The following is a 24,378-nucleotide window of genomic DNA, read 5'->3' on the forward strand; positions in this document are numbered from 1 at the left end:
GGGGACAGACAATTTTTACTTTTTGTTTTCGTTTTCGCGTTCGCGCTGGCGGAATTCCCGGATCATTTTAAAGCGGAATTCATTTTCCAGTTGTCCAATGACGACTACTTTTTTGGCCGGCAGCACACGAAGGAACTTTTCGTGATATTCTTTGAGCAGCCCGGCCTCTTTCACGTGCAGGTCCACGATTTCGTAACTGAGCTTTTTAAATTCGTTTTCACTGAATTTGGTATAATTATCATTCACCTTGTCTTCGAGTTCCTTGCGCGTTTTGAAAATCGTCATCCGCTTTTCTTCAAACTCATTGTAGATGGGCCAGAATTTTTGAGCTTCCTCCGGGCTAAGTTCCATTTTTTCTGTCATGAACGAGATTTTTTGAGATTTGAACTTTTCAAAATCGCCCTGCATCCCCCTGTGTTGCGCAAAAGAAACAACGCAGAAGAGGAGAAGTCCGGATAAGATGATAAGCTTTTTCATGTTCGTGTCAATTAATGATTTCGGCGAATATTTCATAGTCGTTTAGCTCGGTTGAAAGAAAGGTAATGATTTCAGTCGTTTCAAATTCATGATTATTTTCAGAATTATTCAGGACCTGAAGAAACGCGTATCCATCGGTGAACGAGGCGGAGGTAAAATATTCTTCTTCCATCTGAAATTCATCAAATTGCCCGACTTCTTGCTGTGCGGTGTACCAAGGCATAAACTTGCTGATCGGGTAACTGACCAGCAGGAAAACAAGCGCAAAACTGGCAGCAAGCCCTAAAATCGGTTTAACCAGCTGAATAACTTTTTGTTTTCCGGTTAGCATGCTTGTTTCGGCCACGATTTTTGCCTGAATCCGGTCTTCCAGCGTTTCAAAATAACCTTCAGGAACTTCAAAAGGATTATCTTTTGGGAGTTCCGGGTGATGATTCCATATGTTGTCAAATTCTTTCATTTCGTCCTTTTGACTAATTTAATGATAAAAGGTTTAATGTCTTTTGGTCGCATCTGTCATTCCAGGGAGTTAAAATAATCTTCGATTTTTTTTACGGCATGATGGTATGATGCTTTTAAGGCTCCGGCAGAGGTATCCAGGATCTTTTCCATGTCCTGGTATTTCATATCGTCGTAATAACGCATGTTAAAAACCAGCCGTTGTTTTTGCGGCAGCCGTGCAATGGCTTCCTGCAATTTACGTTGTATATCGTCGCCGCTGAAATAGGGATCGGTTTGGATGTTTTCAAGTAAATAGTCGTTCAGTTCGTCCTCTGTTCCTCCAAACGTTTTTTTCTTTTTTTGGTTCAGGAAGCTCAGCGATTCATTGGTAGCGATCCGGTAAAGCCAGGTGTACAGACCAGATTCGGCGCGGAACGAATCGATATTTCGCCAAACTTTTACAAAGGTGTTCTGTAGAATATCGTCGGCATCATCGTGGTCGAGCACAATTTTCCGGATATGCCAGTACAGCCGTTCTTTGTAATTTTTTACCAGCAGGCGGAAAGCATCCTGCCGGGCGCTTTCATCTTTTAATTTATTTATTAATTCCTGATCGCTGATCATGTGCCCTTACGCTGGTTTGTATAAAGAGATTAAAAATACAGGACGAAGTTTAACGGGTTAATAAAATTTAACAGTTTCACGTGAAAATCCGTTTTCGTAATAACCTTTGGCGTCATTTTGTATCTGTTCAAAAATAGGGAAAAAGGTTTAACTTTGCAGCTCAATTTTTAGAAGTAGATAGAATGGCTTTAAAGTGTGGTATTGTGGGGCTTCCGAACGTAGGAAAGTCAACGCTGTTTAATTGTTTGTCGAATGCCAAGGCGCAGTCTGCCAATTTTCCGTTTTGTACCATTGAACCCAATATTGGCGTAATCACCGTTCCTGACGAACGGTTGAATAAGTTGGCCGGGCTGGTGCACCCGGAGCGGATTGTCCCGACAACCGTTGAAATTGTGGATATTGCCGGCCTGGTTCGAGGGGCCAGCAAAGGTGAAGGTTTGGGAAATAAGTTTTTGGGAAATATCCGCGAAACGGATGCGATCATTCACGTGTTGCGTTGTTTTGATAACGACAACATCACCCATGTGGATACCACCATTGACCCGGTACGCGATAAGGAAACAATTGATATCGAACTCCAGTTGAAAGATTTGGAAACCGTTGAAGCCCGCCTGGTTAAAGTGGAAAAACAAGCGAAAACCGGGAACGATCCTGAAGCAAAAAGGCTGGCAAAGATTCTGACAGCATACAAAGAAATTTTGTTGCAGGGGAAATCGGCCCGTACGGTGGAACTGGAGGAGGCAGATCAGAAACTGGCCAAAGACCTGCAGTTGCTGACCAATAAACCCATTCTTTACGTTTGTAACGTTGACGAAACATCGGTGCTTAGCGGGAACGCCTACGTGGATGCCGTTAAAGAAGCGATAAAAGACGAAAATGCTGAATTTCTTGTCATTGCCGCCGCCACGGAGGCTGATATTGCCGAGCTGGAAAGCTATGAAGAACGGCAAATGTTTCTTGACGATCTGGGCCTGACGGAATCGGGCGTGAGCAAACTGATTAAGCTGGCTTACCGTTTGCTGAAACTGGAAACCTATTTTACGGCCGGGGTGAAAGAGGTACGGGCCTGGACCTATAAACGAGGATTTAAAGCGCCACAGGCTGCCGGGGTGATCCACTCTGATTTTGAAAAGGGATTTATCCGGGCCGAAGTAATTAAATATGAAGATTTTATCAGCCTGGGGTCAGAACAAGCCTGCAAGGAAGCCGGGAAAATGGCCGTCGAAGGGAAAGATTACATTGTTCAGGACGGAGACATCATGCACTTCCGTTTCAATGTGTAAGGCTTCAACATCACTTAACATTGACCGGTTTTGGTTGGTAATTGGATCTAGTTCCCGAATATTTTCTATTTTCGACCTCAAATCAAAAATTAATTAGTAATAGACTTATGAACCATGGAACTGTAGAAAGTATGCCCTTATGGTTATCCTTACCGTTTGTGGCTATGTTGCTGTTTATCGCAATAGGACCTTTATTTTTCCATCATTGGTGGGAGGAAAATAAAAATAAATTGAAGGTATCCTTAATTTTGGGAATCCCTTTGGCTATCGTGTTGATCTTGAGAGGGCTTCATCACGAGTTGATCCACCAAATCCTTTTCGATTATGTTCCTTTCATCATTTTGCTGGGCGCCTTGTTTGTGATTACCGGCGGCATTCACCTCAAGGGGGATATTGAAGCCAAACCGGCCGTTAATACGCTTTTTCTGGCCATCGGCGCCGTGCTTGCCTCATTTATGGGAACCACCGGGGCCGCCATGTTGTTGATCAGGCCGGTTATCAAAACGAACTCGGAACGAAAATTTAAAGTACATACCATTTTGTTTTTTATTGCCATTGTGGCCAATGCCGGAGGGATGTTAACTCCACTGGGCGATCCGCCCTTGTTTCTGCTTTATTTAAGAGGAGCACCGTTTACCTGGTTTTTTGGCCTGGTTGGTCCGTGGTTATTTGCCAACATGTTGTTGTTGCTTATTTACTTTATACTCGACAGTTATTATCACAAAAAAGAATCGGCTTCAGCTTTGTCTGAAGATCGTACGCACATTGAACCCATTCGGTTAACCGGAAACCTGAACTTTCTGTTCCTCGCGGGGGTGGTATTGTCGGTTGCCTTTCTGAATGAGCAGTACATCCACGCGATTCACGAGAATCACTATTATGGATTTCTTCGCGAAGGCGTTATTGTGATCATGGCTGTTTTGTCATTGATATTTACCAATAACAAAATGCGCTACGAAGAGAATAAATTTACCTGGGGGCCGATTATCGAAGTAGCTTACCTCTTTCTGGGTATTTTTATTACCATGGTGCCGGCCTTGCTTTACCTGAAAGAAAATGCCCATTCATTTGGATTAACAACACCCACGCATTTTTATTATGCAACCGGTTCGTTAAGTGCTTTCCTTGACAATGCGCCAACGGCGGTGTCTTTCCATAACCTGGCCCTGGGTATGGTCGATCAGTTTGGCGCGACCAAGTTGGTAGCCAGTATTCCCGAGGTCTTGCTGAAAGCCATCAGTTTGGGCGCTGTGTTTTTTGGCGCGATGACCTATATTGGCAACGGCCCGAACTTTATGGTGAAAGCCATTGCCGAAGAGAACAAAATAAATATGCCCGGTTTTTTCGGCTATATTCTGAAATTCTCGCTGGTTGTTTTGTTGCCTGTTTACATTATTACGCAACTGATCTTCCTGTAAGAAAAGATACTGAATAGACGTGAAGAAGCAGCTCAGCAAATGGGCTGCTTTTTTTGTTGCTTTAAGAGGGAATGATGGTCTCTGATGCAGACTTCTGTATGACTGTCAGTTGTTTTTTTGATCGAATGGGTGGCACCACGTCCAAATCAACCTTTGTTTTGGTAAAAGATTGATAAGTATTGTTTTTACAACCGCTTTTGAGTTTTTTTTAACCCAAGTCTGAATTTTAAATGAATTTTTGAGACGACCCCTGATTTTTTACAGGGGTATTCCCGGAAATGTGTTATAATTTTTTCTTGAGTCCGGTTTTTGCGAGGGTGTTTTCAATATAAATATATTTCAAAAAGAAATCAAATTAAGGCACAATGTGATCATTTGTCTGTATATATTAAATTATAGTAGAAAAATGTCAATAATAGTTTTTAAATAGAAACAAAAAGATTATTTTTGAACTCTGGAAGCAGATTTGAGAACTCATTTAAAATTATTGGCATTATGTGTGGAATTGTAGGTGTATTTAATTTAAAGGTTGATGCCCAGGAATTGAGGCCACAGGTATTGAAACAATCGAAACGAATACGGCATCGCGGTCCCGACTGGTCGGGTATCTATTGTGGTGAGAAGGCCGTGATTGCTCATGAACGTTTGTCTATCGTTGACCCCGAATCGGGCGGCCAGCCCTTGTACAGTAAAGATAAAAAACTGATCCTTGGGGTGAACGGGGAGATTTATAACCATCGCGAGATACGCGAACGAACAAAAAACAACTACGAGTACCAAACCGGTTCCGATTGTGAAGTAATCCTGGCCTTGTACAAAGAAAAAGGGGCTGATTTTCTGGATGAACTCAGTGGTATTTTTGCCTTTGCCCTGTACGACGAAGAAAATGACACGTACCTGATTGGCCGCGACCACATCGGAATTATCCCGCTATACATGGGTTGGGATAAGTTTGGCAATTTTTATGTGGCCTCGGAGTTGAAAGCGCTGGAAGGCGTTTGCACAAAAATACAGGAATTTCCGCCGGCCAGCTATCTGTGCAGTAAAGACGGCGAAATTAAACGCTGGTGGACCCGCGACTGGATGGATTATGAAAATGTAAAAAATAATACGACTAGCATCGACGGGTTGAGAAAGGCGATGGAGGCTGCGGTGCACCGTCAGTTGATGTCGGATGTGCCTTACGGGGTACTGTTATCCGGTGGCTTGGATTCATCGGTCACCTCGGCATTGGCTAAAAAATTCTCCGCAAAACGTATCGAAGAAGGCGATCAGAAAGACGCCTGGTGGCCACAGCTCCACTCGTTCGTCATCGGCCTGAAAGATTCGCCCGACCTGATTGCCGCCCGCAAGGTTGCCGATCATATCGGAACCATTCATCATGAAATTCATTATACCATTCAGGAAGGGCTGGATGCTATCCGCGACGTTATTTATCACATCGAAACCTATGATGTAACCACGATACGGGCTTCTACCCCGATGTACATGCTGGCGCGTGTGATTAAATCGATGGGGATTAAAATGGTATTGACCGGAGAAGGCGCCGACGAAATTTTTGGCGGGTACCTGTACTTTCACAAAGCGCCCAATGCCGAAGAGTTTCACAAGGAAACGCTGCGTAAACTCAATAAACTGAACTTGTACGACTGTTTGCGGGCAAACAAATCGTTGGCAGCCTGGGGCGTTGAAGGGCGTGTGCCGTTTCTGGATAAAGAGTTCATGGACGTGGCCATGAGGCTGAACCCGAAAGATAAAATGGCCGGCAACGGTAAAATGGAAAAATATGTTGTCCGTAAAGCCTTTGAGGATATGCTGCCTGAAAGTGTGGCCTGGAGGCAGAAAGAACAATTCTCCGACGGGGTAGGCTACGGCTGGATTGATACCCTGAAACAGATTGCAACCGAAAAAGTAACGGATGAAATGATGTCTTCCGCCCATTTCCGTTTCCCTATCAATACGCCGATGTCGAAAGAAGAGTATTTGTACCGTTCCATTTTCAGCGAACATTTCCCGTCGGATCAGGCTGCCGCTTGTGTACCTTCGGTTCCGTCAATCGCGTGCAGTACCGCCGAAGCGCTTGCCTGGGACGAGTCGTTCCGCAACAATGCCGACCCCTCCGGCCGTGCTGTGAAAGGCGTACATGAACAAAGCAATGCCAGGTAAAACAAACACCGGATTCTATCCCGGGTGAGATCCCCGGGCTTTATGCCAATAATGAGTGTGAAACCAGTGTCGTAAGGCGCTGGTTTTGTTTTTTGTCAAATAATCTTTCAGAAAACTAACTTCAGAAACAAAACCGGGGTAAAAGGTACGGCATCGGTATATATTTTTACCGATCCTATTTCTGCATCGATGTTGATATTCTTATAATTATTCTGAACCAGGTTTTTCCGGTCAAAAATATTCAGGATGGAAAGTCCGATTTCTCCCGACATCCCGGCCCGGTTGAAGTGGTAGGTTAAGGCGCCATCCACCCGTTTGTAGCTGGTTTGTCCCGGATCATTTCTAAAGGTTTCTTTTATGATCTCCATGCCTGAGCCATAAATGTAATTTGCCGATAAATACAACTTTCGAACTTTGATGATGGCAGCTACTTTAAACTCGTGCCGTTGATCCTGGGGAGCCGGGCGGTATGCGGGAAGATGACTGTTATCGGGAGCCAGCCGTTCCATTGATTTGCTTATGGTATAAGAGGCCCAGCAGGAGTTCTCCCCAAAGTCTTTTTTTATGTAAGCGTCAATGCCGTAGATCCGGGCGTCTCCGTAATAGGCATAGTAACCATCCGTCATTTTTCCGTCAACGATTCGTTGCTCCAGTACCTGCCGGTTTAAGTTTTTGGCTGTTTTATAGTATCCTTCAAGGTCAATCGTAAGATGATTCCTGAGGTAGTTGATTCCGGTGATCCAGTGAGTGGCATTCAGCGTTTGGGCATTCTTGTCTCCGGTAGTCCACAGGTAAGTATAGTTTTTGTCGCGGTCAACATAGCCGATCTTGTACATGAACTGGTAATATCTTCCCCATGCCGCATTCACCTTGATGTCGTTTGACAGGCGGTATGATGCGTCAACGCGAGGTTCTGCCAAGGCTCTTTTTGTTTTGCAGGCGAGATTTATCCGCAGGCCGCTTTTCAGCGAGAAACGGTGTCCGAGGTTCAGGTTGTCCTGAAAAAATACAAAGCCATAAGTATTGTCGTAATTCGTTAACGAGTTAACCAGGAGCGAGTCCAGGTAATTGTTGTGATTTTTTATTAATGCTTCATTGGTGTTTATCCCTCCTCCAAATTCCAGTTGATGGCCATTGGTGAAATTGACGATATGATCGGTGCGGATTGAATGTTCAACAGCTTCATTTTTTATTCCGACCATGTCCTCGTGATACAATTCTCCGGTGTTCAGATCCTTTGACCGGGTATAATCGGTAATTTTTTTAGAGAAGTAAGATTCTGAATAAATGAGTTTTGAGATGTCCCCGTTAGGCCAGGTCATACTGTAAAAAGCCGAGAAGCCCAATTGCTTGTTGGTTTCGTGGTCGGAAAGATAAAATTCGAAAGGATTTTCAGGTAAGCTCTCATCAGGAGGAGAGGGTTGATTCAGCCGGCTGTTGGTGGTCACGGTGAAGTCGTCGCCACCTCGGTAAAAGCTCCACGAAAACTGATTGCTCTGGTTGAAGTGAAAGGTATATTTCATGTTAAAATCCCGGAACACATACTGATCGGGATAAATGCTGATACGTTGACTGAGATCTTTCGGGTCGTCTCTGCCCGCTTCATTCTTTCTTACCGGCCTGGTCGGGGCAAAAATATTGAAATCGTCCAGGTCGTAAAGGTTATAGTAGGTCTGACGATAGGCCAGCAACAGCGATGATTTGCCGAATAGCGGTAATTCTGCCATTCCGTTAATCGTTGTCGGGTTAATGTTAAAACTTAAGCCGGTTTTTTGCAGGTTCCCGTTTTTGCCCGTGATGTTGACAAGCCCTCCAATCCGGTTCCCATACCGGGCTTCGTAGCCACCTTTGTAAATGTCAATGTTTTTTACTACAAACGGGTTGATAATACTGATGTTATTGTGATAATTTTTTAGGCCAAACAAGGTGAAATGATCGAATGTTACCAGACTTTGTCCTTCGTAGCTTCCCCAAATCAGGATATCCGGCGTTTGTTCGTCGACTGCCTGTATCCCGGGCATTAAGCGCAACAGGTTAAAAACAGCGTTATCTCCCTGCCCGGGTAAAAAACGCGAAATGGTATGGTTCAGCTTCATGTTTCCGGAGCTGTTGCCGATTAAGGTTGCTTTTTCGATGAGATTATTTTGAACGGTGACCTCCGGTAATTGCTCCGTGGACGGGATAAGGGTAAATTTCCGGTTGATGCTTGTATGCAGAATCGTGTCAAACACGTAGTATCCCAGGTGCGAGATCCGGATATGGAACGAACTGTCGGCAGATGCCGTAAAGTTAAACGCTCCGGTTACATCAGTTACCAGTTGCTGTTTGTTGACGATGATGTTTGAAAAGGACAGCGGTTCAAAGGTTTCGTGTTCGACGACCTGACCCGAAATGCTTGTCGTTTCTTTCTTTTTGTCTTCTTTTGCAGGTTTCCGGTCCTGGATGATGATCAGAACTTCACCTGATATTTTCAATTTAAGCGGAAAATCTTTGATCAGGTATTTCAGGGCAGATTCTCCGTCCTGAAATGTTTTCGAAACCGTCACCTTGTACTTCGAGAGTTCAGCATCGTTGTACGACAGTTGAAGGTGGTACGTATCGCGAAGTTGCAGTAATACCAAATTTAACGGCTGATTGTCGGCGTCGATGGAAACAGAGCGGGTTTGAGCGTTCCCCGGCCGGATCAGGCTTAAGCAAATGAGCACTGTGAAAATTATTCTGATCATTCCTCATCCCGGGTTACGACATACAAATTGACTGATTTTTTCGTGTATTTCAAGCCTAATGCCGGACAGATATATTCTAAGACTTCTTCTACATGTTGTTGTTTTTTGAAATTTCCGGTATACACCGGCATTTCGGTTAAATCGGTTAAAATCGTGATGTTGTATTGCCGTTCAATTTCGCTGAAAACCTGACCAACAGGCGTGGCGGTAAATATGAAGACCTGATTTCGCCACGAAATTTCGGGGTAGGTTTGAATATCGTTTTCGATAATAATTTCTCCGTCTTTTTGTATTTCGGCTTTACTGTTCGGTTGTAAAATGACCTGGTTCTTCGTTTTTGAAATCACTTTTACGCGACCGGTTAAGCAAGTTACCTGGTATGCTTCCCTGGAAAGAATATTAAAACTGGTTCCCATCACCTGTGTTTTTCCGGAGGAAGAGGCCACAGTGAACTTTGCCCCGCTCCCGACCTGGAAAAATCCTTCACCTTCAAATTCGAGAATTCGGCTGACCCGGTGCCAGTACGGATAATATTTCAGTGTCGATTCGGCGTTCATTTCAACGGTTGACCCGTCGGGTAATTCGGCGATCAGGTGTGAGCCGGCAGGCGAATGAATGGTTTTGCTGTAGAAACGCAGGAGCAGGCCCGACGCGAGCAGGATGACCAGACTGGCTGCGACGGATACCAGTTTCAGCTTCGTTTGGAGGAAGAAACGCTTTGCGGAGAACCGATCCAGGGAGCTTTCCAGTTTCACCCAAACATCAGACTGGCTTCTTTTCCAGTTGAACGAACCACCGGCCAGGAAATTTTTACTGTGACGGTCAACGGCGTCCAGATGGCTATGTGGCTTCTTGTTGTCCATTTTGGGGTTTTTTATTTACGAAAAAATAACATCCAAAAAGGAAAAGGACCAGATGACCGATTTTATCTTTTAGTTTTTCTTTAAGATATTCAAGCGCCAGACTCATCCGTTTTTCTACGGCTTTTACGCTTAGCCCAAGCTGGTCGGCAATTTCCTTATATTTCAGTTCATCGATCCTGTTTAGCAGAAAAACGACGCGTTGCTTCTCCGGCATTTTTCGCAGCGCCTTTTCATAGTTGTCGATGAGTTCTTTGTAGTTTAACTGGTCTTCGGGGCTCAGGCTTTTTTCGTTTGGAACGTAGGTGTTGAAAAAATTAAAGGTCAGCTTTTGCTTGTGATACCGGGTAATAAACAAATCATTGGCCATTTTCAGCAGCAGGCTCTTTGCCAGGGAAATCGCTTTTAAACTTTGAGTACTTTTTCTCTGTAATCGTCTTTCAGTGCAGCAAAGAGCCTTTTCTTTTTTTTGGATGCTTTAAGTGATGGTTCCTTTTCGAGCAAGGCCAGGGCAATTTTGGCAATAATATTAAAGTTCCTCGCTGAGTAATCCTTCTTTTTTAATAAGTTATCCTCGTTGAATACCACGTCCAAAGACCAGTGCAGGTTATTTTCTACTGCCCAATGAGAACGGATAGCCTGGTTTAGTTTTGCCGGGTCTGGTTTCAGGGAGGTAATGTAATACCTGGTTTCTTCACTGGTTTGCCCTGTTTGTTTAATATACCGTTCGCTCTTGATTTGTACCACCGACCGTATCCCCTCCCATTGTTCTTTCTCGTCCATAAAGTCCAGCTTCCCGGTGGCACGGCATGTCCTGGTTTCAACTCTTCCATGTCCGGCATCAATTGTCTGGTCCTGGGTGCAATCTTTCTGGATACGGAATATTTTCTCAACCTGTTCTTTGAGTTCCTTTTGATTGTCTTTCACCATTAAAATGTAGTCGGCTTTTTGCCCGATGATCTTGCGGGCAATTTCTTTTTGGCACCCCATCGCGTCAATGGTAACGATGCACCCTTTGATGGCAAGTAGTTCAAGCAACTGTGGAATGGCCACAATTTCATTTTCTTTCTGGTCAACCCCAACCTGGCCCAGGCATAAACGGCTTTGTGCGGCATAGGCAGAAACCACATGCACTGCTGATTTGGGTATACCCAACCGGCCTGAACCGCAAATGCTTTTCCCGTCAAATGCAATAACCTCCCCTTTGGTCAGATCAGAAATAGAGTTGACCCAGGCCATGAAACATTCATTAAAACGCACCGGGTCCAACCGGCAGAAAAGCTTCCCGAGAACATCATGGGACGGTATTCCGTGCTTGTAGGGAAAAAAACGCCGGAGCCACTCCAGCTTCGCCTTGCCAAACAACTGGATAGAGACCCATTCTTCTGCACCGCTGATCACAGCAGCAATAACAAGAAAAAGTATCTCGTCGAGCGGGTAATAAAAATGGCCTTTGTTTGTTCTGCGGGGATCTTCCAAGGTAGAGAAAAATTGTTGGAAAACATTTTGTTTAGTACGATTTTCTGCGTTTTGAACAGTCATTTTTTTGACGAAACCCAAAACCGTGATAAATATAGTAATAATTATTCAAGCTATGAAGAACATTAATATTTTAAAAGCGATTTCCCTGGGCTCTTTGCTGTTTTCATCCGGATGTCCATTTGTTTTTCCCAAATTCGCAAAAATGTATCCTGCGCGATATCCGTTGCCGCGTCCTCATCTCCTGATTTGTAAAACACGTACCGTCTGACATCTTCGAAATACGTGTTAAATAAATAGTTGAACTCTTCTCTGGTCAATTCCGGTATATTTTCATGAATATCTCAAATATAAATGAAATTATCATGAAAATTCACGTTGGAAAAAGCATGAAGTAAACATTTCTAAGCTCATGCCTGCATTGCGGGCATGAGCTGTTGTTTAACCTGAACGATTAGCGTCCTCCTGTTCCACCGCTGCTTGATCCAACTTTTGTGAGTGTGGCGGAAATCGTAAAACTTCCGTACAATATTCCGCCCGAGTAGGTTCCGCCCGAGTATAACCCATCTTCAACTGTTCCGGTGTGGGTCCCTCCGGTGTAGATTTGGTAACTTGTGCCTTTTGTCAGCGCCGGCGATGAAACCACCATCGATGAATAACTTCGGATTGGTTGGAAGGTCACGATTTCATTCCCGTTGGTATCCTGAAGATGGAACAGGGTCCCCGCCGCTCTCGATGAGGTGAAAAAGATCAGGACGGAATATTGGGAGGTTGATGTATTGGGAGCCTCCGTCATGTTCGAACCTGTTCCTGAAATAATCAATGTGCCTCCTGTTACATCAATATTGCCGTTAACATCCATACCAACCTCTACTGAGCCCGACGGCCCGTGAACAAGTACGGTCCCGGCAGTCATGCGCATATTACCGTTGCTGTCAATACCATCGCCGCCCGAAGCATTTACCACGATATTTCCGCCATAAAGATTCAGGTAACTTCCGTCGTTCGATTCCCCGCCTCTTCCGCTTGTCGCGTTGAACCCATCATCTGATGATGCGATGCTTAAGTTTCCGCTGTTCACGGTAATGGATGGTCCCTCAATCCCTTCGTATGATTTGGTGATCTCAATGTTCCCGCCATTGATGACGATTGCACCGTCGGCATGGATGCCGTCGTCCCGGGAAGAGATGGTTATATTTCCGTTGTTAATAACAAGGCTTCCGCCGGAGTGAAGCCCGTCATCGGCCGAGTTGATGATGAAGTCGCCATAATCGATGATAATACTGATTTCGGCTTTGAGCCCTTTGGCCGAAATTAAACTGCTGATTGAACTGCTGCTGCCTCCTCCCGATTTCAGGTTAAAGGTGCCGGATGCGATCAGGATATCCGTGACGGCCTGCATGGCATCGGTGCCGGAGGTAATGGTTACTGTCGCGCTTTCAACCGAGATGTAACCTTTGGCCGCGTTTGTTTCGTTGTCCGACTTAAGGCCGTCTCCGCCGGTAGTCAGGTTAAAGGTTCCACTTTTAATGATGAGATAATCTTTTCCCCGGATGCCGTCATCATTGGCTGTAACGGAGATGGTCCCGGCAGTGATGATCAGACCGTCTTTGCCGGTGATGCCATCGTTGTAGTTGCCATTTACCGTGAGCGAGCCATTCCCGTAAATGGAGAGGGCTGACTTACTGAACAGGGCCGCGTTGGGTTCGTCGTCGCTGCTGCTGTCAAAGGTGTATGAAGTTCCGTCGGCGAGGTAATTGTTCGTGTTTTCGGGTAGGATAATGATCACTTTCCCGGCTTTTTTTATGTTTACGGGAGCACTGTTGGAACAGCTGACATCAATCCCGTTAAAAATAAGCCGGACTATTTCTGTCTCTTCGGTATTGACGATGATCTGACCATTTGTCAGCGAACCGCTGATGTTGTAGTTCCCGGCTGCTGTTATGGTCAGCACACTGCCGTTTGCCGATGCGCCCGAACCGCTGACGGTAATGGAGCTTCCGTGTAGCGTGATGATGTTTTCCGATGAGCTGTCCCATACATAATCCGCCGGATCTTCGTGTGGTTCGGCGTTTCCGGTTGTTGTATCCACCGTGGTTTCGTCAGGCTTGCTTTCTTCTTCATCTTCGTTGTCATCATTGATGTGAAGACATGAAATGATAAATACAGATAGAAGCAGGGATGAGGTAATCCGTAAAAAAAATCTCGTGTTCATGTTTTCTGTGTTTATTGATATTCAAACTAATTTTTCTTGAAATCGTATTTGTATTCCAGTCCAAGCACAAATCGTTGAACCGGATTTTTTACATTTATTTCTTTATCGAACGCACCGAATAATTCCAAGCGATTTCGTTTGTTTAATTTATAAGCTCCGGCCAGTTTGTATCTGATTTTATCAAAACGGTTTCCGTCGGGATTATTTAATTGGTAGAAGGTTTCAACCAAAAAAGACGGGGTCAGCGGTGATTTGGGAATGTTATATTCCATTTCGAGCCGGTTACGCCAGCTGTTTTTCGGGTTCATTTTATAATCGCGTACCGTCTCGTCTTTCCAGGTTGATTGGAGTCGTTCGCGTAAACTGAAGGTAAACCTGTTCCATCCTTTTTTGCCCTGTACAAAAAAATTATATCGGTTACGGGGTTGATAGTCGTCGTTTTCAACATCATGGAAATAAATGAACTGGTAGCTTGCGCCCAATTTGAAGGTTTTCGATAGTTTGTATTGAATGTCAAGATCCGTTTTCAGCCGTTCTATCGTTCCCGACTGTTGCATGGTTCGCAATTCTTCTCCAAGATAAAATGACCAGTTTTTTATTTTTTTCTCAGCTCCTGCGGTGAACCAGGCGCCAAAGTCGTGGCTTTGCGCGTAACTGCTTGTCAGAAAAAGAAGACAGGATAAAACGGTATATAGCTTCAAAAAATGGTTGTTCATAACAATAACATAGAATTAAACAATCGGATTAACTGATGGATTGAAGTTCTTTTATGTTGTCGGCGGTGTTAATTTCGCCATTGCCCGGGTAATAGATTTTCACAAAGGCAATTTTCTTTTTAAAGTTGATCTGCCCGAGCTCGAAACGCTGTACCATCAATCCGGTTCGTTCCCGTAAATCTTCGAGCATTTTTTGCTGGTTTTCCGGCTTTATCAGATCAATCTTCTCATAAATAATAAATTTTGATGCGGTATGCCTGATTAGGTGATTGGTTTCCATCACCCAAACCAGCAACAGAAAAATGCAGTTGGTAATCAGAATTTCGGCATGGCTGTTTGTTCCGTTGCTCAGGGCATTAATCACCGAAATGCCGATGATGACAAAAAGATAAGTCATTTCGCGCACCGGCAGTGTATCGGTCCGGTAACGAAGAATCCCGAAAATCGCGAACAGGCCGAGAGCAAAACCGATTTTAATTTTAACACTTTCGAGCAGGTAAACCATCAGGAAGATGGTGGCGCTAACCATCAGAAAGGTGAACAGATAGTCGCGCCGCTGTGTTTTTCGGTAATAAAAATAGCGGATAATAATTCCGGTTACTAAAAAATTGAACCCGAAGTAAATTAATAACAAATAATGAGGTGCGATTTGTTCGAGAGACGTCTCAAGGTACATGGCATTTTATTTAATTGAGATTAAACGACTGAATAACTGTGGTGGATCCGAACGGGCGGTTTGTTTTTTTCATAATACGCATGTTAAGATTGACAATTTTTTTACTTATATCCTGAGAACGGATGAGTTACCCTACTTTCTTTGTTGAAAAAAATGAGAAACCCGGGAAAACATTGTTGACGGTTTTCTTATCAAACGAATTTAAAAGACAGGTTATAAAAAAAGCCGCTGGTTAGACGGCTTTTCGATCATGAGTAACAAAAAAGAAGTTAAATCTTCTGTTTTTGTATTGTCTTGGCAGACAATGTTTTTATGTCGGGTTGAACTTCAGAAAAGACTTGTTTTGAATGGGCTAAAGATAAAGATTAACTGTTGTTTTTTCATTTGCCTGTCTGATTTTTATTACAGATTCCTGTTTTTACGGGACTAATGGATGAGAAACGCTTAAATTTTTTTGATTCTTGCAATCGATTGCACTAAATGATTATATTTGACTTCTGTAAAACCTAAATCAATAGAATATGAAAAGAACTGTTATTAGCTCGCTTTTTTTCTTTTTTCTCATCTCTTTTTCGTTTGGGACAAGTCCTTCAGATAAGATTTTTGCTGCGAAACAAATCAAAAAAACCATGTTGAAAGCCACTTTCTGGCAATTGGATCATCCGAAACATGAATTGTATGATTGGACGAACGGTGCATTTTACGCCGGGGTAGTTGCCGCCTACGAAACAACCGGTTCAAAAAAAATATGGAAAGCTTTGCTCGAAATGGGTGAAGCGAACGAGTGGAAAGCCGGTCCGCGCCTCACACATGCCGACGACCATGCAATTGGCCAGACGTACATTGATGTTTACAGAATCACCGGCAATCCGAAAATGATTGACCCTTTTCGGCAGACCATGGATGAGTTTATGGCAACATCATATCCGGTTCAGGAGCCGCTTCGCCCGATTACCTGGTGGTGGTGCGATGCCCTTTTTATGGCGCCTCCGGCATTGGTCAAACTGGGAATAACCCTCGACGACGACAGGTATTTAAAATACAATGACCGGTTATTTAAGGAATGTTACGACCTGCTGTATGACCAGGACGAGGACTTGTTTGCACGGGATAAAAGTTATCAGTTGAACTGGTCTGAACCAAAACGTGAAGCAAACGGGCAAAAAATATTCTGGTCGCGTGGGAATGGATGGGTCATGGGCGGTTTGGTCAGGGTGCTTGAAGAACTGCCGCAGGATTACGCGAACCGTTCGTTTTATGAGACAATCTTTCTTGAAATGTCAGCCCGGATTGCCGGCTTACAGCGGGAAGACGGCTTGTGGCGCGCCAGTTTACTCGATCCTGATGCTTATCCGGGAGGAGAGGCAAGCGGTTCGGGGTTTTTTACTTATGCCCTGGCATGGGGGCTTAACCGGGGACTGCTGGATAAAGACAAGTATCTTCCGGTAATACGGAAAGCCTGGATTGGTTTGAATAGCCTGGTTCAGCCCGACGGCCGAGTTGGATGGTGCCAGCCGATCGGAGCCGATCCCCGGAAAAATTTCACAGCCGAAAGTTGGGAAGTTTACGGCACAGGCGCATTTTTACTGGCCGGCAGTGAAGTCATAAAAATTGAATGGTAAAAGATTAGTTTTATCTTCGTAAAAATAAAAATCTAAATTTTAAGCCAATGAAACTGAATAATTCAAGACGCTCATTTTTAAAGAAAAGTCTTGCCCTGACAGCTGCTTCCGCGTTTCCGACGATCCTCGTCAAAACCGTGTCGGGGGCTGTCATGCCGCTTTCGAAACTAGCCGCGGCCGGCGAACGTGTTAACCTGGCCTGTTGCGGAATCGGCAATCGCGGCGGCGAGATCATCCAAGCCCTGTACGATACCGGATTAGCCAATATTGTAGCTCTTTGCGACGTGGATATGGGAGCGCCGCATACACAGAAAATCATGCAAAAGTTTCCTGATGTGCCGCGCTTTCAGGATTTCCGGGTGATGTTTGACAAAATGGCTAATCAAATTGACGCTGTTTCGGTTGGTGTGCCCGATCATGCCCATTTTCCGATCACCATGCTGGCAATGAGCCTGGGCAAACATGTTTATGTTGAAAAACCAATGGCCCGCACTTTCAACGAGGTTGAACTGATGATGAAGGCGGCTAAAAAGTATAAGGTAGCCACCCAAATGGGGAACCAGGGGCATTCCGAAGGAAATTATTTTCAGTTTAAAGCATGGGCCGAGGCCGGGATCATTAAAGATGTGACAGCCATCACTGCTCATATGAATAATTCACGTCGCTGGCACGGCTGGGATCCCCGGATCACCAAATTCCCCGATGGTGAGCCCATTCCGGAAACCCTGGATTGGGATACCTGGCTGTCGGCTGCCCGGCATCACGATTATCACCGGGATTTTGTTAACGGCCAGTGGCGATGCTGGTACGACTTTGGCATGGGCGCCCTGGGCGACTGGGGAGCACACATCATCGATACGGCCCATCAGTTTCTCGATTTAGGTCTGCCTTACGAGATTGACGCCGTAAAACTGGATGGCCATAACCCGTTTTTCTTTCCCATGTCGTCCACCTTGTCGTTTAAATTTCCGAAACGGGGTAAAATGCCGGCCTGTGAAATTACCTGGTACGATGGCGTGAACAATATACCTGCAGTGCCCGAAGGTTACGGCGTGTCCGAGCTTGACCCAAATATTCCGCCGCCAAGCACCGGGAAAATTCAGCCGGCCAAGCTGAACCCGGGAAAGATTATTTACAGTAAGGATCTCATTTTCAAGGGTGGCTCACACGGAAGTACGCTTTCCATTATTCCTGAAGAGAAAGCAAAGGATATGCAAGGAAAATTACCCGAAGTCCTGGTAAGCCCGTCCAACCACTATGCCAACTTCCTGCTGGCCTGCAAAGGTCAGGAAGCCTGCCGTTCTCCATTCGAAATTGCCGGTCCGTTAAGCCAGGTTTTCAACCTGGGAGTTTTGGCCCAGCAACTCAATACAAAACTCTTGTTCGACCGCAAAACCAAACAGATTACCAATAATAAACTGGCTAACCAACTGCTGGTGGGCACGCCTCCCCGCAAAGATTGGGAGCAGTACTATAAACTGTAAAAAACGATGAAGAAAAAAATGATTTCCCTGTTGTTGGGGATTACAGCGATCTCCTTCGCATTCGGACAGGAACGTCCGGGACAGCAAGCTGCGCCTGAAACCGGCGAATTATTCAAGGTTGGGATGGCCGGTTATACCTTTGTGAAATTTGACCTGGACCAAACGCTCGAAACCATGCAGCGTGCCGATGTTCATTACCTGTGTATCAAAGATTTTCATCTTCCCTTTAACAGTAGCGATGAAGAGATTGCCGCTTTTCATGCCAAATTGAACGATTACGGGGTGACCGGTTATGCTGTCGGCCCGATTTATATGAAGTCGGAGCAGGAGGTCGACCGCGCGTTTGAATATGCCAGGCGGGTAGGGGTGAAGTTAATCGTTGGCGTACCCAACTACGAATTGTTACCTTACGTAGATCAAAAAGTGAAGGAATACGGATTTCATTATGCCATTCACCTGCACGGACCCGATATCGCATTATATCCTGATGCCGATGATGTCTGGAAAAATGTTAAAGATCTGGATCCGCGTATGGGGATGTGCCTGGATATCGGGCATGATACCCGCAACGGGAAAGATCCGGTTGCCGATTTAAAGAAATACCACAGCCGGGTATTTGACATTCACATTAAAGATGTTACCGGAGATACCAAGCTGGGTTACTCGCTGGAAATTGGCCGCGGGATCATTGATTTTCCGGCTTTTGTAAGGATGTTACGCGAAGTGGGTTACACGGGAGTATGCAGCTTGGAGCACGAAAAAAACATGGATCATCCATTTATGGGAATTGCCGAATCTATCGGTTATTTCAGAGGAGTGATTGCCACTACAAAAGAATAGTTCTTCTGAAGAAATAGAATTTTTTAGTCAACAAATAAGGAGGCCCTCCCGGAGCCTCCTTATTTGTTGACTGTGGCATGGGTAGTTTAAAAGATCGGTCAGCTTTTGCTTGATGATGGTTTGTATATTTTATTACATTTGGAAACATTTTTCAACTTCGGGCAATGATAAACGTTGAACAACAAAATGGATTGCTGACCATGAACGGCCTACAAACACTGATGAGTTTGTATTCCGACGATCTGTTCCTGTTTGTTCGCGGAATTGTTCATAACAGCGAAACTGCCGAAGAGTTGGTGAGTGATGTGTTTGTTAAAATCTGGAATAACAGAGCTCACTTTTTATCCATTCAAAATATTAAATCTTACCTGTTTATAACGGCCCGGAACCTCAGTATTTCTTATGTACGAAAGAGTAAGCAAATGATGATTGTTCGTATCGAAGACGTCAGCGATTATTATTTTACACCTCTTGAAAACGATGAATCCCAGGTGTTTGATGCAGAGGTCATCAGTCAGATCAACAAGGCCATTGAGTCACTCCCAGCAAAATGTAAAATGGCATTTAGTTTAGCCAAAATGAATGGCTTAAAGTATAAAGAGATTGCTGAGATCATGGAAATTTCTCCTCTTACCGTAAAAAATCATGTCGCTTATGCGCTTGAAAAGATCTGTTCTGATTTAGGCGTATCCAGAAAAAAAGATGGTCGTATTACGCGCGCCAATCTTTTTCTGTTCTTTTTTTCAAAAAAATAAAAAATCTTTTTAGTCCATTTTTTTAAATCCGGCGTCTTTATATTTTGAAAGACACTAAAAATAAAATGGAAAACGAAGAAGAGTTATTTGGAAAAATTTCAGATTATTATTCGGGTGAAGAGAATGGCAAGATCGTCAAACAGGAGTTAGAACAAAATTCTGAAACCAGGGAGCTGTTTCATTGGATTGATTTGTTCTGGAACAGACTGAAACCCAATGTTTGGAATTCGGGAAATATTCAGAAAAGGACACACGAAAAAATTAAATTAGGACAATTGTCGGAACCTCCTTTTTTGATGAGGGCTGTAAAATATGCCGCAGCAGTTTTACTAGCCCTGTCTGTCAGCGGCATTGCGTATTATTATATCCGGGAAAATGCTCAGTTGATTGAAGTGGTTAGCGGAACCGGTGAAGTAAAGTTGGTTGAGTTACCTGATGGTTCGAAGGTCTGGTTGAACACACAATCCTCACTTAGATATCCGAAGAAATTTAAAGGGAGATTGCGGGAAGTGATTATGAATGGTGAAATTTATTTTAATGTAAAGCACGATCAGGAACATCCGTTTATCGTTCATTCAGATCATGTTCAGGTAAGAGTTTTGGGAACTGGATTTTTGGTGAGTGATCATTCGAATGAACCGGTTGTTGGTACTTATTTGTCACACGGCAGTATCGAGTTGGATTTTAAAGAACTGAAAAAAAGCATGAGGCTGGTTCCCGGAGATGAGGTTTCGTATGACAAGAATACTTCAAATATCAACAAAGTTAATAAACCGGACTCGACGCTTGACTCGTGGCGATTTGGTAAACTTTCTTTTTATAATGAGTCGCTGCTTGAAGTTGCGCGTAAGTTGGAACGAAAGTTTGGCAAAGAAATCTTAATACCCGATGAAAATGTAGGAGGTATGAAGTTTACGGCTGATTTTGAATCTGAAACCCTTGAACAAATCTTAGAGTTTTTCAGTGTTGGTGCACAGCTCGAATACCAAACAACTGAAAAGGGATATGTAATCACAAAAAATAAAAAGCCTATGTAATAAAAGCTTATCTAAAGAAAAAGACAACGAAAATGCGGTCACATTTCCGTTGTCTAAAAACGCATTAACGAATTAACGGTCTAATCGCTAACAACTACAAATTTATGAAAAAAAACAATGTATGGAAGGTTTATCCCAAGGGTAAACCATTTAAACTTTTGTTAATTATGAAATTAACATTGCTGCTCACTATTCTATTTGTTCTGAATGTGCGTGCAAACTCTTATTCGCAGGGAGCTAAGCTAGATATCAATGTTCAGCAGGCTACCCTGAAAGAATTGTTTGAACAGATTAAATCTCAATCAGACTACAAGTTTCTTTACAACAACGATCTGGTCAAAGATGATTTGAAAATCAATGTGAATATCAAGACCGGTTCCGTCGAAGATGTTTTGAGAGAAGCCTTAAAGCAGTCGAATTTCTCATTTAAGATAGTCGGCAAACAGGTTCTTGTGTATCCGGCGGCCGAAAGTGAAAAACCTGGAACTCAGCCTCAGAAGAATATCATCAAAGGAGTCATCACCGACTCATCAGGATTACCTTTGCCTGGAGCAACTGTTACGATCCTAGGTACTACCAGAGGTGTGACTACTGATGGAGATGGTAACTTCAGCATTGAAGCCAATCGGGGAGAAAAGCTGGTTTTTTCTTTTATCGGGATGGAACCAGAAACAGTAGAAGTCGTAGCTCAAAAGGTGATCAATATGGAGATGAGAGAAAAGGCACAGGAGCTTGACGATGTAACGGTCGTCGCTTTTGGCCGGCAAAAGAAGGAGAGTGTAGTGGCGTCGATTTCGACTGTGAATGTCGCCGAACTTCGGGTTCCGGCATCGAATCTGACGACTGCCTTAGCCGGAAAAATTGCCGGTATCATTTCTTATCAGACTACAGGTGAGCCGGGCGCCGACAATGCACAGTTTTTTGTGCGTGGTGTGACCACATTCGGGTATAAGACCTCGCCTTTGATCCTGATCGATGGTTTTGAATCGACCACCGATGATCTTGCCCGATTGCAGCCGGACGACATTGAGAGTTTCTCTGTCATGAAGGATGCTTCGGCAACCGTTATGTACGGTGCCCGAAGCGCCAATGGGATCATTTCGGTGGTGACAAAAGCCGGACGTGAAGGAGCGGTAAAGATCAGTGTCAGGGGTGACGTAAACATGGCGATGCCAACCCGCAAGATTGAGTTTCTTGATGGAGTCAGGTATATGCGCCTGTACAATGAGGCGCAGATTACGCGTAATCCGCTGTTGGGTGCCTACTATGACGAACAGAAGATACAGGCGACCATGCGGGGTGATTATCCCATGATTTATCCGAATGTATATTGGTATGACGCTCTTTTTAATAAATCGACAGTTAACGAAAAGGTTAACCTGAACATCTCGGGAGGTGGAAAGGTTGCGACCTATTATGTGTCTGGAACAATGGAGCATGAAACGGGCTTGCTGAAGGTGGATAAACGCAACAATTTCAATAACAACATTGATATTACCCGCACAAATGTCAGGAGTAACGTTATCTTTAAACTATCTCCAACTACAACCTTAGACACCAGGATCACGGGTCGTTTTGAGCGTTATACCGGTCCGTATGAGAGTGCAAGCGAAATCTACCGTCAGATTATGTGGTCAAATCCGGTTGATTTCCCTTTTACTTACGAGCCTGATGAAGCAAACAAATATACCGAGCATGTTTTGTTTGGAAGTACGCTGATAGGCGGTTCGGTAAAAGTGAATCCATATGCAAGTATGGTAAGGGGTTACGAGGACCGGAACGAGACCAGCATCACGGCTCAGGTCACACTCTCCCAGGATTTGGATTTCGTTGTTAAAGGACTGAAAGTTAGTTTGAAAGCCTCTGCTAACAGTTGGGGTAAATATACCAGTCGCCGTACTTATTCTCCCTACTATTACGCGCTGGAGAACTTTAATCAGATTACCGGCGAATATTCCTTATTTGCACTGAATCCAACCTCTGGGCAGGCTTACCTGGGAGATGTTCAGCCCGGTCGTGATGCCAGCGGACAATACTACTATGAAGGGATTCTTAATTGGAATGGTGAATTTGGGAAACACAAAGTTGGATTTACTTCAGTTGCCATAGCTCAGGAGAACCTGGTTACAGGAGGTAACAGTTCTTCGATTTATTATACGCTTCCTGAAAAAAATCTCGGTGTGTCAGGTCGTGTAACATATGATTATGGCAGCCGCTATTTTGTTGATTTTTCATATGGTTACAATGGTTCAGAAAAATTCTCCGGGAGCAAGCAATTCGGTTTTTTCCCCGCTTTGGCGGCAGGATGGCTTGTGTCCAATGAAACGTTTTTTGAACCGTATAAGAATATGATCAGTGCGCTTAAATTGAAGTTCAGCTGGGGGCAAGGCGGGAATGATGCTATATCAGGACGTGAAGGACGATTCTTCTTCCTGTCAGACGTTAGTCTCGGCGGAGGTTCTTACCGCTGGGGTAACACCTTTATGAACTCCTATGATGGCTACACGGTTTCGCGTTATGCCAATCCCAATATTACATGGGAAGTTTCGACGAAATATAATGCAGGGCTCGAGCTAAGTTTGTTCAAGAATGAATCGTTGAGATTCCAGGTCGATTTTTTCAAGGATAGCCGCGATAAGATTTACATGGTTCGCGAAAATTTTCCCAGTTCAGCAGGGCTTGAGGCTTCCATCAGCGGAAATGTGGGGAAGGTGGAATCGCACGGGATTGACGCGTCGCTTGACATCGAACATCAGTTTAATAAGGATTTCTGGCTGACCGGCCGGGGGAACTTTACTTATTCGACTAATAAATATGTTGAGTTGGATGAGAAAAACTATCCTGATGAGTATTTAAAACGAAAGGGGCATAATATTAATCAGGGATGGGGGCTCATAGGCGAACGTTTATTTGTAGACCAGGCCGAAATTGACAATTCACCCCATCAGGACTTTGGCGAATATATGGCTGGTGATATCAAATATAAGGATGTTAATGGTGATGGCGTTGTGAACTCAAACGACCGGGTACCAATGGGACATCCTACTTCCCCGGAAATCCAGATTGGTGCCGGTTTATCTGTTGGATATAAGAAATTTGACCTGTCGTTCTTTTTCCAGGGTAACGCGCGCGTGTCGATGTTCATCAACCCGGGCGTAGGTGGTGGTAATGATGGAGCCGAAGGTATCGCGCCGTTGGTTGGTAATCGTAATGCTATGCCATTTATTGCCGATGATTACTGGAGCGAAACAAACCCAAATCCATACGCATTCTGGCCAAGATTATCGACCACCACGATCAACAATAATCTTCAGCAGTCTTCATGGTGGTTGCGTGATGTTTCTTTCATCCGGTTGAAAAATGTGGAAATGGGTTACAACTTTCCTGTAAAGAAGATCAAACTGGAAAACTGCCGGGTTTATGTGACCGGTGAAAACCTGTTTGTTCTTAGTAAATTCAAATACTGGGATCCTGAAATGGGGCGCAAGGGTATCGGTTATCCGCCCAATAGAAGGTTTAACGTCGGTGTCAAATTAGATTTTTAATCTATAAAACGAAA

20 protein-coding genes are annotated in these 24,378 nt (G+C 44.2%); 9 read left to right on the forward strand and 11 right to left on the reverse strand.

Translation table 11 applies throughout. From position 1 onward, the window contains the following. Positions 1 to 15 precede the first annotated feature (15 nt). The 3 genes from ACOIT5_RS13895 to ACOIT5_RS13905 all read right to left on the reverse strand — a co-directional run bounded on the left by ACOIT5_RS13895 (position 16) and on the right by ACOIT5_RS13905 (position 1,542). Positions 16 to 363 (reverse strand): hypothetical protein, encoded by a 348-nt coding sequence (locus ACOIT5_RS13895; RefSeq protein ID WP_423126757.1) that lies wholly within the window; start codon positions 361 to 363, stop codon positions 16 to 18. Between the two features lie 121 nt (positions 364 to 484). Continuing rightward, on the reverse strand, positions 485 to 937 hold the full coding sequence (locus ACOIT5_RS13900; protein WP_423126758.1) for a hypothetical protein: 453 nt from the start codon (positions 935 to 937) through the stop codon (positions 485 to 487). 56 nt (positions 938 to 993) lie between these two features. Then, positions 994 to 1,542 carry an RNA polymerase sigma factor gene (locus ACOIT5_RS13905; protein WP_423126759.1) on the reverse strand — a complete coding sequence of 183 codons (549 nt, stop codon included), beginning with the start codon at positions 1,540 to 1,542 and terminating at the stop codon, positions 994 to 996. A 182-nt stretch (positions 1,543 to 1,724) separates the two neighbouring features. Here ACOIT5_RS13905 and ychF point away from each other — a divergent pair, with 182 nt between their 5' ends. The 3 genes from ychF (at position 1,725) to asnB (ending at position 6,409) form a co-directional block, all read left to right on the forward strand. Then, a complete protein-coding gene (gene ychF, locus ACOIT5_RS13910) occupies positions 1,725 to 2,825 on the forward strand; it encodes a redox-regulated ATPase YchF (protein WP_423126760.1) in 1,101 nt (366 codons plus the stop codon). Positions 2,826 to 2,956: 131 nt separating this feature from the next. Next, positions 2,957 to 4,243, forward strand: coding sequence for a sodium:proton antiporter (locus ACOIT5_RS13915; protein WP_423130619.1), 1,287 nt, complete (start codon positions 2,957 to 2,959; stop codon positions 4,241 to 4,243). A 495-nt stretch (positions 4,244 to 4,738) separates the two neighbouring features. Beyond that, on the forward strand, positions 4,739 to 6,409 hold the full coding sequence (asnB, locus tag ACOIT5_RS13920) for an asparagine synthase B (protein WP_423126761.1): 1,671 nt from the start codon (positions 4,739 to 4,741) through the stop codon (positions 6,407 to 6,409). A gap of 107 nt (positions 6,410 to 6,516) precedes the next feature. On the opposite strand, the gene ACOIT5_RS13925 is transcribed toward asnB, so the two are convergent. From ACOIT5_RS13925 to ACOIT5_RS13960, 8 genes are all read right to left on the reverse strand, one after another. Next, positions 6,517 to 9,135: a TonB-dependent receptor domain-containing protein gene (locus ACOIT5_RS13925; protein ID WP_423126762.1), complete on the reverse strand. Its 2,619-nt coding sequence runs from the start codon at positions 9,133 to 9,135 to the stop codon at positions 6,517 to 6,519. Continuing rightward, a complete protein-coding gene (locus ACOIT5_RS13930; RefSeq protein ID WP_423126763.1) occupies positions 9,132 to 9,998 on the reverse strand; it encodes a FecR family protein in 867 nt (288 codons plus the stop codon). The genes ACOIT5_RS13925 and ACOIT5_RS13930 overlap by 4 nt, the downstream gene beginning before the upstream one ends. Continuing rightward, positions 9,976 to 10,365, reverse strand: a complete 390-nt coding sequence (locus ACOIT5_RS13935; protein WP_423126764.1) for an RNA polymerase sigma factor — start codon at positions 10,363 to 10,365, stop codon at positions 9,976 to 9,978. Before ACOIT5_RS13935 ends, ACOIT5_RS13930 begins: the two co-directional genes overlap by 23 nt. Positions 10,366 to 10,400: 35 nt before the next feature. After that, positions 10,401 to 11,537, reverse strand: a complete 1,137-nt coding sequence (locus ACOIT5_RS13940) for an ISAs1 family transposase (RefSeq protein WP_423126340.1) — start codon at positions 11,535 to 11,537, stop codon at positions 10,401 to 10,403. Positions 11,538 to 11,599: 62 nt separating this feature from the next. Beyond that, a complete protein-coding gene (locus ACOIT5_RS13945) occupies positions 11,600 to 11,794 on the reverse strand; it encodes an RNA polymerase sigma factor (RefSeq protein ID WP_423126765.1) in 195 nt (64 codons plus the stop codon). 134 nt (positions 11,795 to 11,928) lie between these two features. Beyond that, positions 11,929 to 13,689 carry a carbohydrate-binding domain-containing protein gene (locus tag ACOIT5_RS13950; RefSeq protein ID WP_423126766.1) on the reverse strand — a complete coding sequence of 587 codons (1,761 nt, stop codon included), beginning with the start codon at positions 13,687 to 13,689 and terminating at the stop codon, positions 11,929 to 11,931. 26 nt (positions 13,690 to 13,715) lie between these two features. Beyond that, on the reverse strand, positions 13,716 to 14,405 hold the full coding sequence (locus tag ACOIT5_RS13955; protein ID WP_423126767.1) for a DUF2490 domain-containing protein: 690 nt from the start codon (positions 14,403 to 14,405) through the stop codon (positions 13,716 to 13,718). A 28-nt stretch (positions 14,406 to 14,433) separates the two neighbouring features. Next, complete coding sequence (locus ACOIT5_RS13960) at positions 14,434 to 15,081, reverse strand: DUF4956 domain-containing protein (protein ID WP_423126768.1); 648 nt, start codon at positions 15,079 to 15,081, stop codon at positions 14,434 to 14,436. Positions 15,082 to 15,602: 521 nt separating this feature from the next. Between ACOIT5_RS13960 and ACOIT5_RS13965 the strand changes: the two genes are divergently transcribed. The 6 genes from ACOIT5_RS13965 (at position 15,603) to ACOIT5_RS13990 (ending at position 24,364) form a co-directional block, all read left to right on the forward strand. Beyond that, positions 15,603 to 16,703: a glycoside hydrolase family 88/105 protein gene (locus ACOIT5_RS13965; protein WP_423126769.1), complete on the forward strand. Its 1,101-nt coding sequence runs from the start codon at positions 15,603 to 15,605 to the stop codon at positions 16,701 to 16,703. Between the two features lie 47 nt (positions 16,704 to 16,750). Further along, positions 16,751 to 18,187 carry a Gfo/Idh/MocA family oxidoreductase gene (locus ACOIT5_RS13970; protein WP_423126770.1) on the forward strand — a complete coding sequence of 479 codons (1,437 nt, stop codon included), beginning with the start codon at positions 16,751 to 16,753 and terminating at the stop codon, positions 18,185 to 18,187. A gap of 6 nt (positions 18,188 to 18,193) precedes the next feature. Beyond that, positions 18,194 to 19,027 carry a sugar phosphate isomerase/epimerase family protein gene (locus ACOIT5_RS13975; RefSeq protein WP_423126771.1) on the forward strand — a complete coding sequence of 278 codons (834 nt, stop codon included), beginning with the start codon at positions 18,194 to 18,196 and terminating at the stop codon, positions 19,025 to 19,027. 200 nt (positions 19,028 to 19,227) lie between these two features. Next, on the forward strand, positions 19,228 to 19,782 hold the full coding sequence (locus tag ACOIT5_RS13980; RefSeq protein WP_423126772.1) for an RNA polymerase sigma factor: 555 nt from the start codon (positions 19,228 to 19,230) through the stop codon (positions 19,780 to 19,782). 65 nt (positions 19,783 to 19,847) lie between these two features. Continuing rightward, complete coding sequence (locus ACOIT5_RS13985; protein ID WP_423126773.1) at positions 19,848 to 20,819, forward strand: FecR family protein; 972 nt, start codon at positions 19,848 to 19,850, stop codon at positions 20,817 to 20,819. Positions 20,820 to 20,986: 167 nt separating this feature from the next. Then, a complete protein-coding gene (locus tag ACOIT5_RS13990; RefSeq protein ID WP_423126774.1) occupies positions 20,987 to 24,364 on the forward strand; it encodes a TonB-dependent receptor in 3,378 nt (1,125 codons plus the stop codon). Positions 24,365 to 24,378: the final 14 nt, after the last annotated feature.

Origin of the sequence: Gaoshiqia hydrogeniformans (assembly GCF_049347105.1) — a bacterium.
GTDB lineage: Bacteria > Bacteroidota > Bacteroidia > Bacteroidales > Prolixibacteraceae > Gaoshiqia > Gaoshiqia hydrogeniformans.

What these genes read in the sequence shown, in the direction of transcription:
- ACOIT5_RS13970 (WP_423126770.1), top strand. Translation starts at nt 16,751, where the DNA reads ATGAAACTGAATAATTCAAGACGCTCATTTTTAAAGAAAAGTCTTGCC.
- ACOIT5_RS13900 (WP_423126758.1), bottom strand. Translation starts at nt 937, where the DNA reads ATGAAAGAATTTGACAACATATGGAATCATCACCCGGAACTCCCAAAA.
- ACOIT5_RS13965 (WP_423126769.1), top strand. Translation starts at nt 15,603, where the DNA reads ATGAAAAGAACTGTTATTAGCTCGCTTTTTTTCTTTTTTCTCATCTCT.
- ACOIT5_RS13905 (WP_423126759.1), bottom strand. Translation starts at nt 1,542, where the DNA reads ATGATCAGCGATCAGGAATTAATAAATAAATTAAAAGATGAAAGCGCC.
- ACOIT5_RS13980 (WP_423126772.1), top strand. Translation starts at nt 19,228, where the DNA reads ATGAACGGCCTACAAACACTGATGAGTTTGTATTCCGACGATCTGTTC.
- ACOIT5_RS13925 (WP_423126762.1), bottom strand. Translation starts at nt 9,135, where the DNA reads ATGATCAGAATAATTTTCACAGTGCTCATTTGCTTAAGCCTGATCCGG.
- ACOIT5_RS13950 (WP_423126766.1), bottom strand. Translation starts at nt 13,689, where the DNA reads ATGAACACGAGATTTTTTTTACGGATTACCTCATCCCTGCTTCTATCT.
- ACOIT5_RS13975 (WP_423126771.1), top strand. Translation starts at nt 18,194, where the DNA reads ATGAAGAAAAAAATGATTTCCCTGTTGTTGGGGATTACAGCGATCTCC.
- ychF (WP_423126760.1), top strand. Translation starts at nt 1,725, where the DNA reads ATGGCTTTAAAGTGTGGTATTGTGGGGCTTCCGAACGTAGGAAAGTCA.
- ACOIT5_RS13940 (WP_423126340.1), bottom strand. Translation starts at nt 11,537, where the DNA reads ATGACTGTTCAAAACGCAGAAAATCGTACTAAACAAAATGTTTTCCAA.
- ACOIT5_RS13955 (WP_423126767.1), bottom strand. Translation starts at nt 14,405, where the DNA reads ATGAACAACCATTTTTTGAAGCTATATACCGTTTTATCCTGTCTTCTT.
- ACOIT5_RS13895 (WP_423126757.1), bottom strand. Translation starts at nt 363, where the DNA reads ATGACAGAAAAAATGGAACTTAGCCCGGAGGAAGCTCAAAAATTCTGG.
- ACOIT5_RS13960 (WP_423126768.1), bottom strand. Translation starts at nt 15,081, where the DNA reads ATGTACCTTGAGACGTCTCTCGAACAAATCGCACCTCATTATTTGTTA.
- ACOIT5_RS13935 (WP_423126764.1), bottom strand. Translation starts at nt 10,365, where the DNA reads ATGGCCAATGATTTGTTTATTACCCGGTATCACAAGCAAAAGCTGACC.
- ACOIT5_RS13990 (WP_423126774.1), top strand. Translation starts at nt 20,987, where the DNA reads ATGAAATTAACATTGCTGCTCACTATTCTATTTGTTCTGAATGTGCGT.
- ACOIT5_RS13985 (WP_423126773.1), top strand. Translation starts at nt 19,848, where the DNA reads ATGGAAAACGAAGAAGAGTTATTTGGAAAAATTTCAGATTATTATTCG.
- ACOIT5_RS13915 (WP_423130619.1), top strand. Translation starts at nt 2,957, where the DNA reads ATGCCCTTATGGTTATCCTTACCGTTTGTGGCTATGTTGCTGTTTATC.
- ACOIT5_RS13930 (WP_423126763.1), bottom strand. Translation starts at nt 9,998, where the DNA reads ATGGACAACAAGAAGCCACATAGCCATCTGGACGCCGTTGACCGTCAC.
- asnB (WP_423126761.1), top strand. Translation starts at nt 4,739, where the DNA reads ATGTGTGGAATTGTAGGTGTATTTAATTTAAAGGTTGATGCCCAGGAA.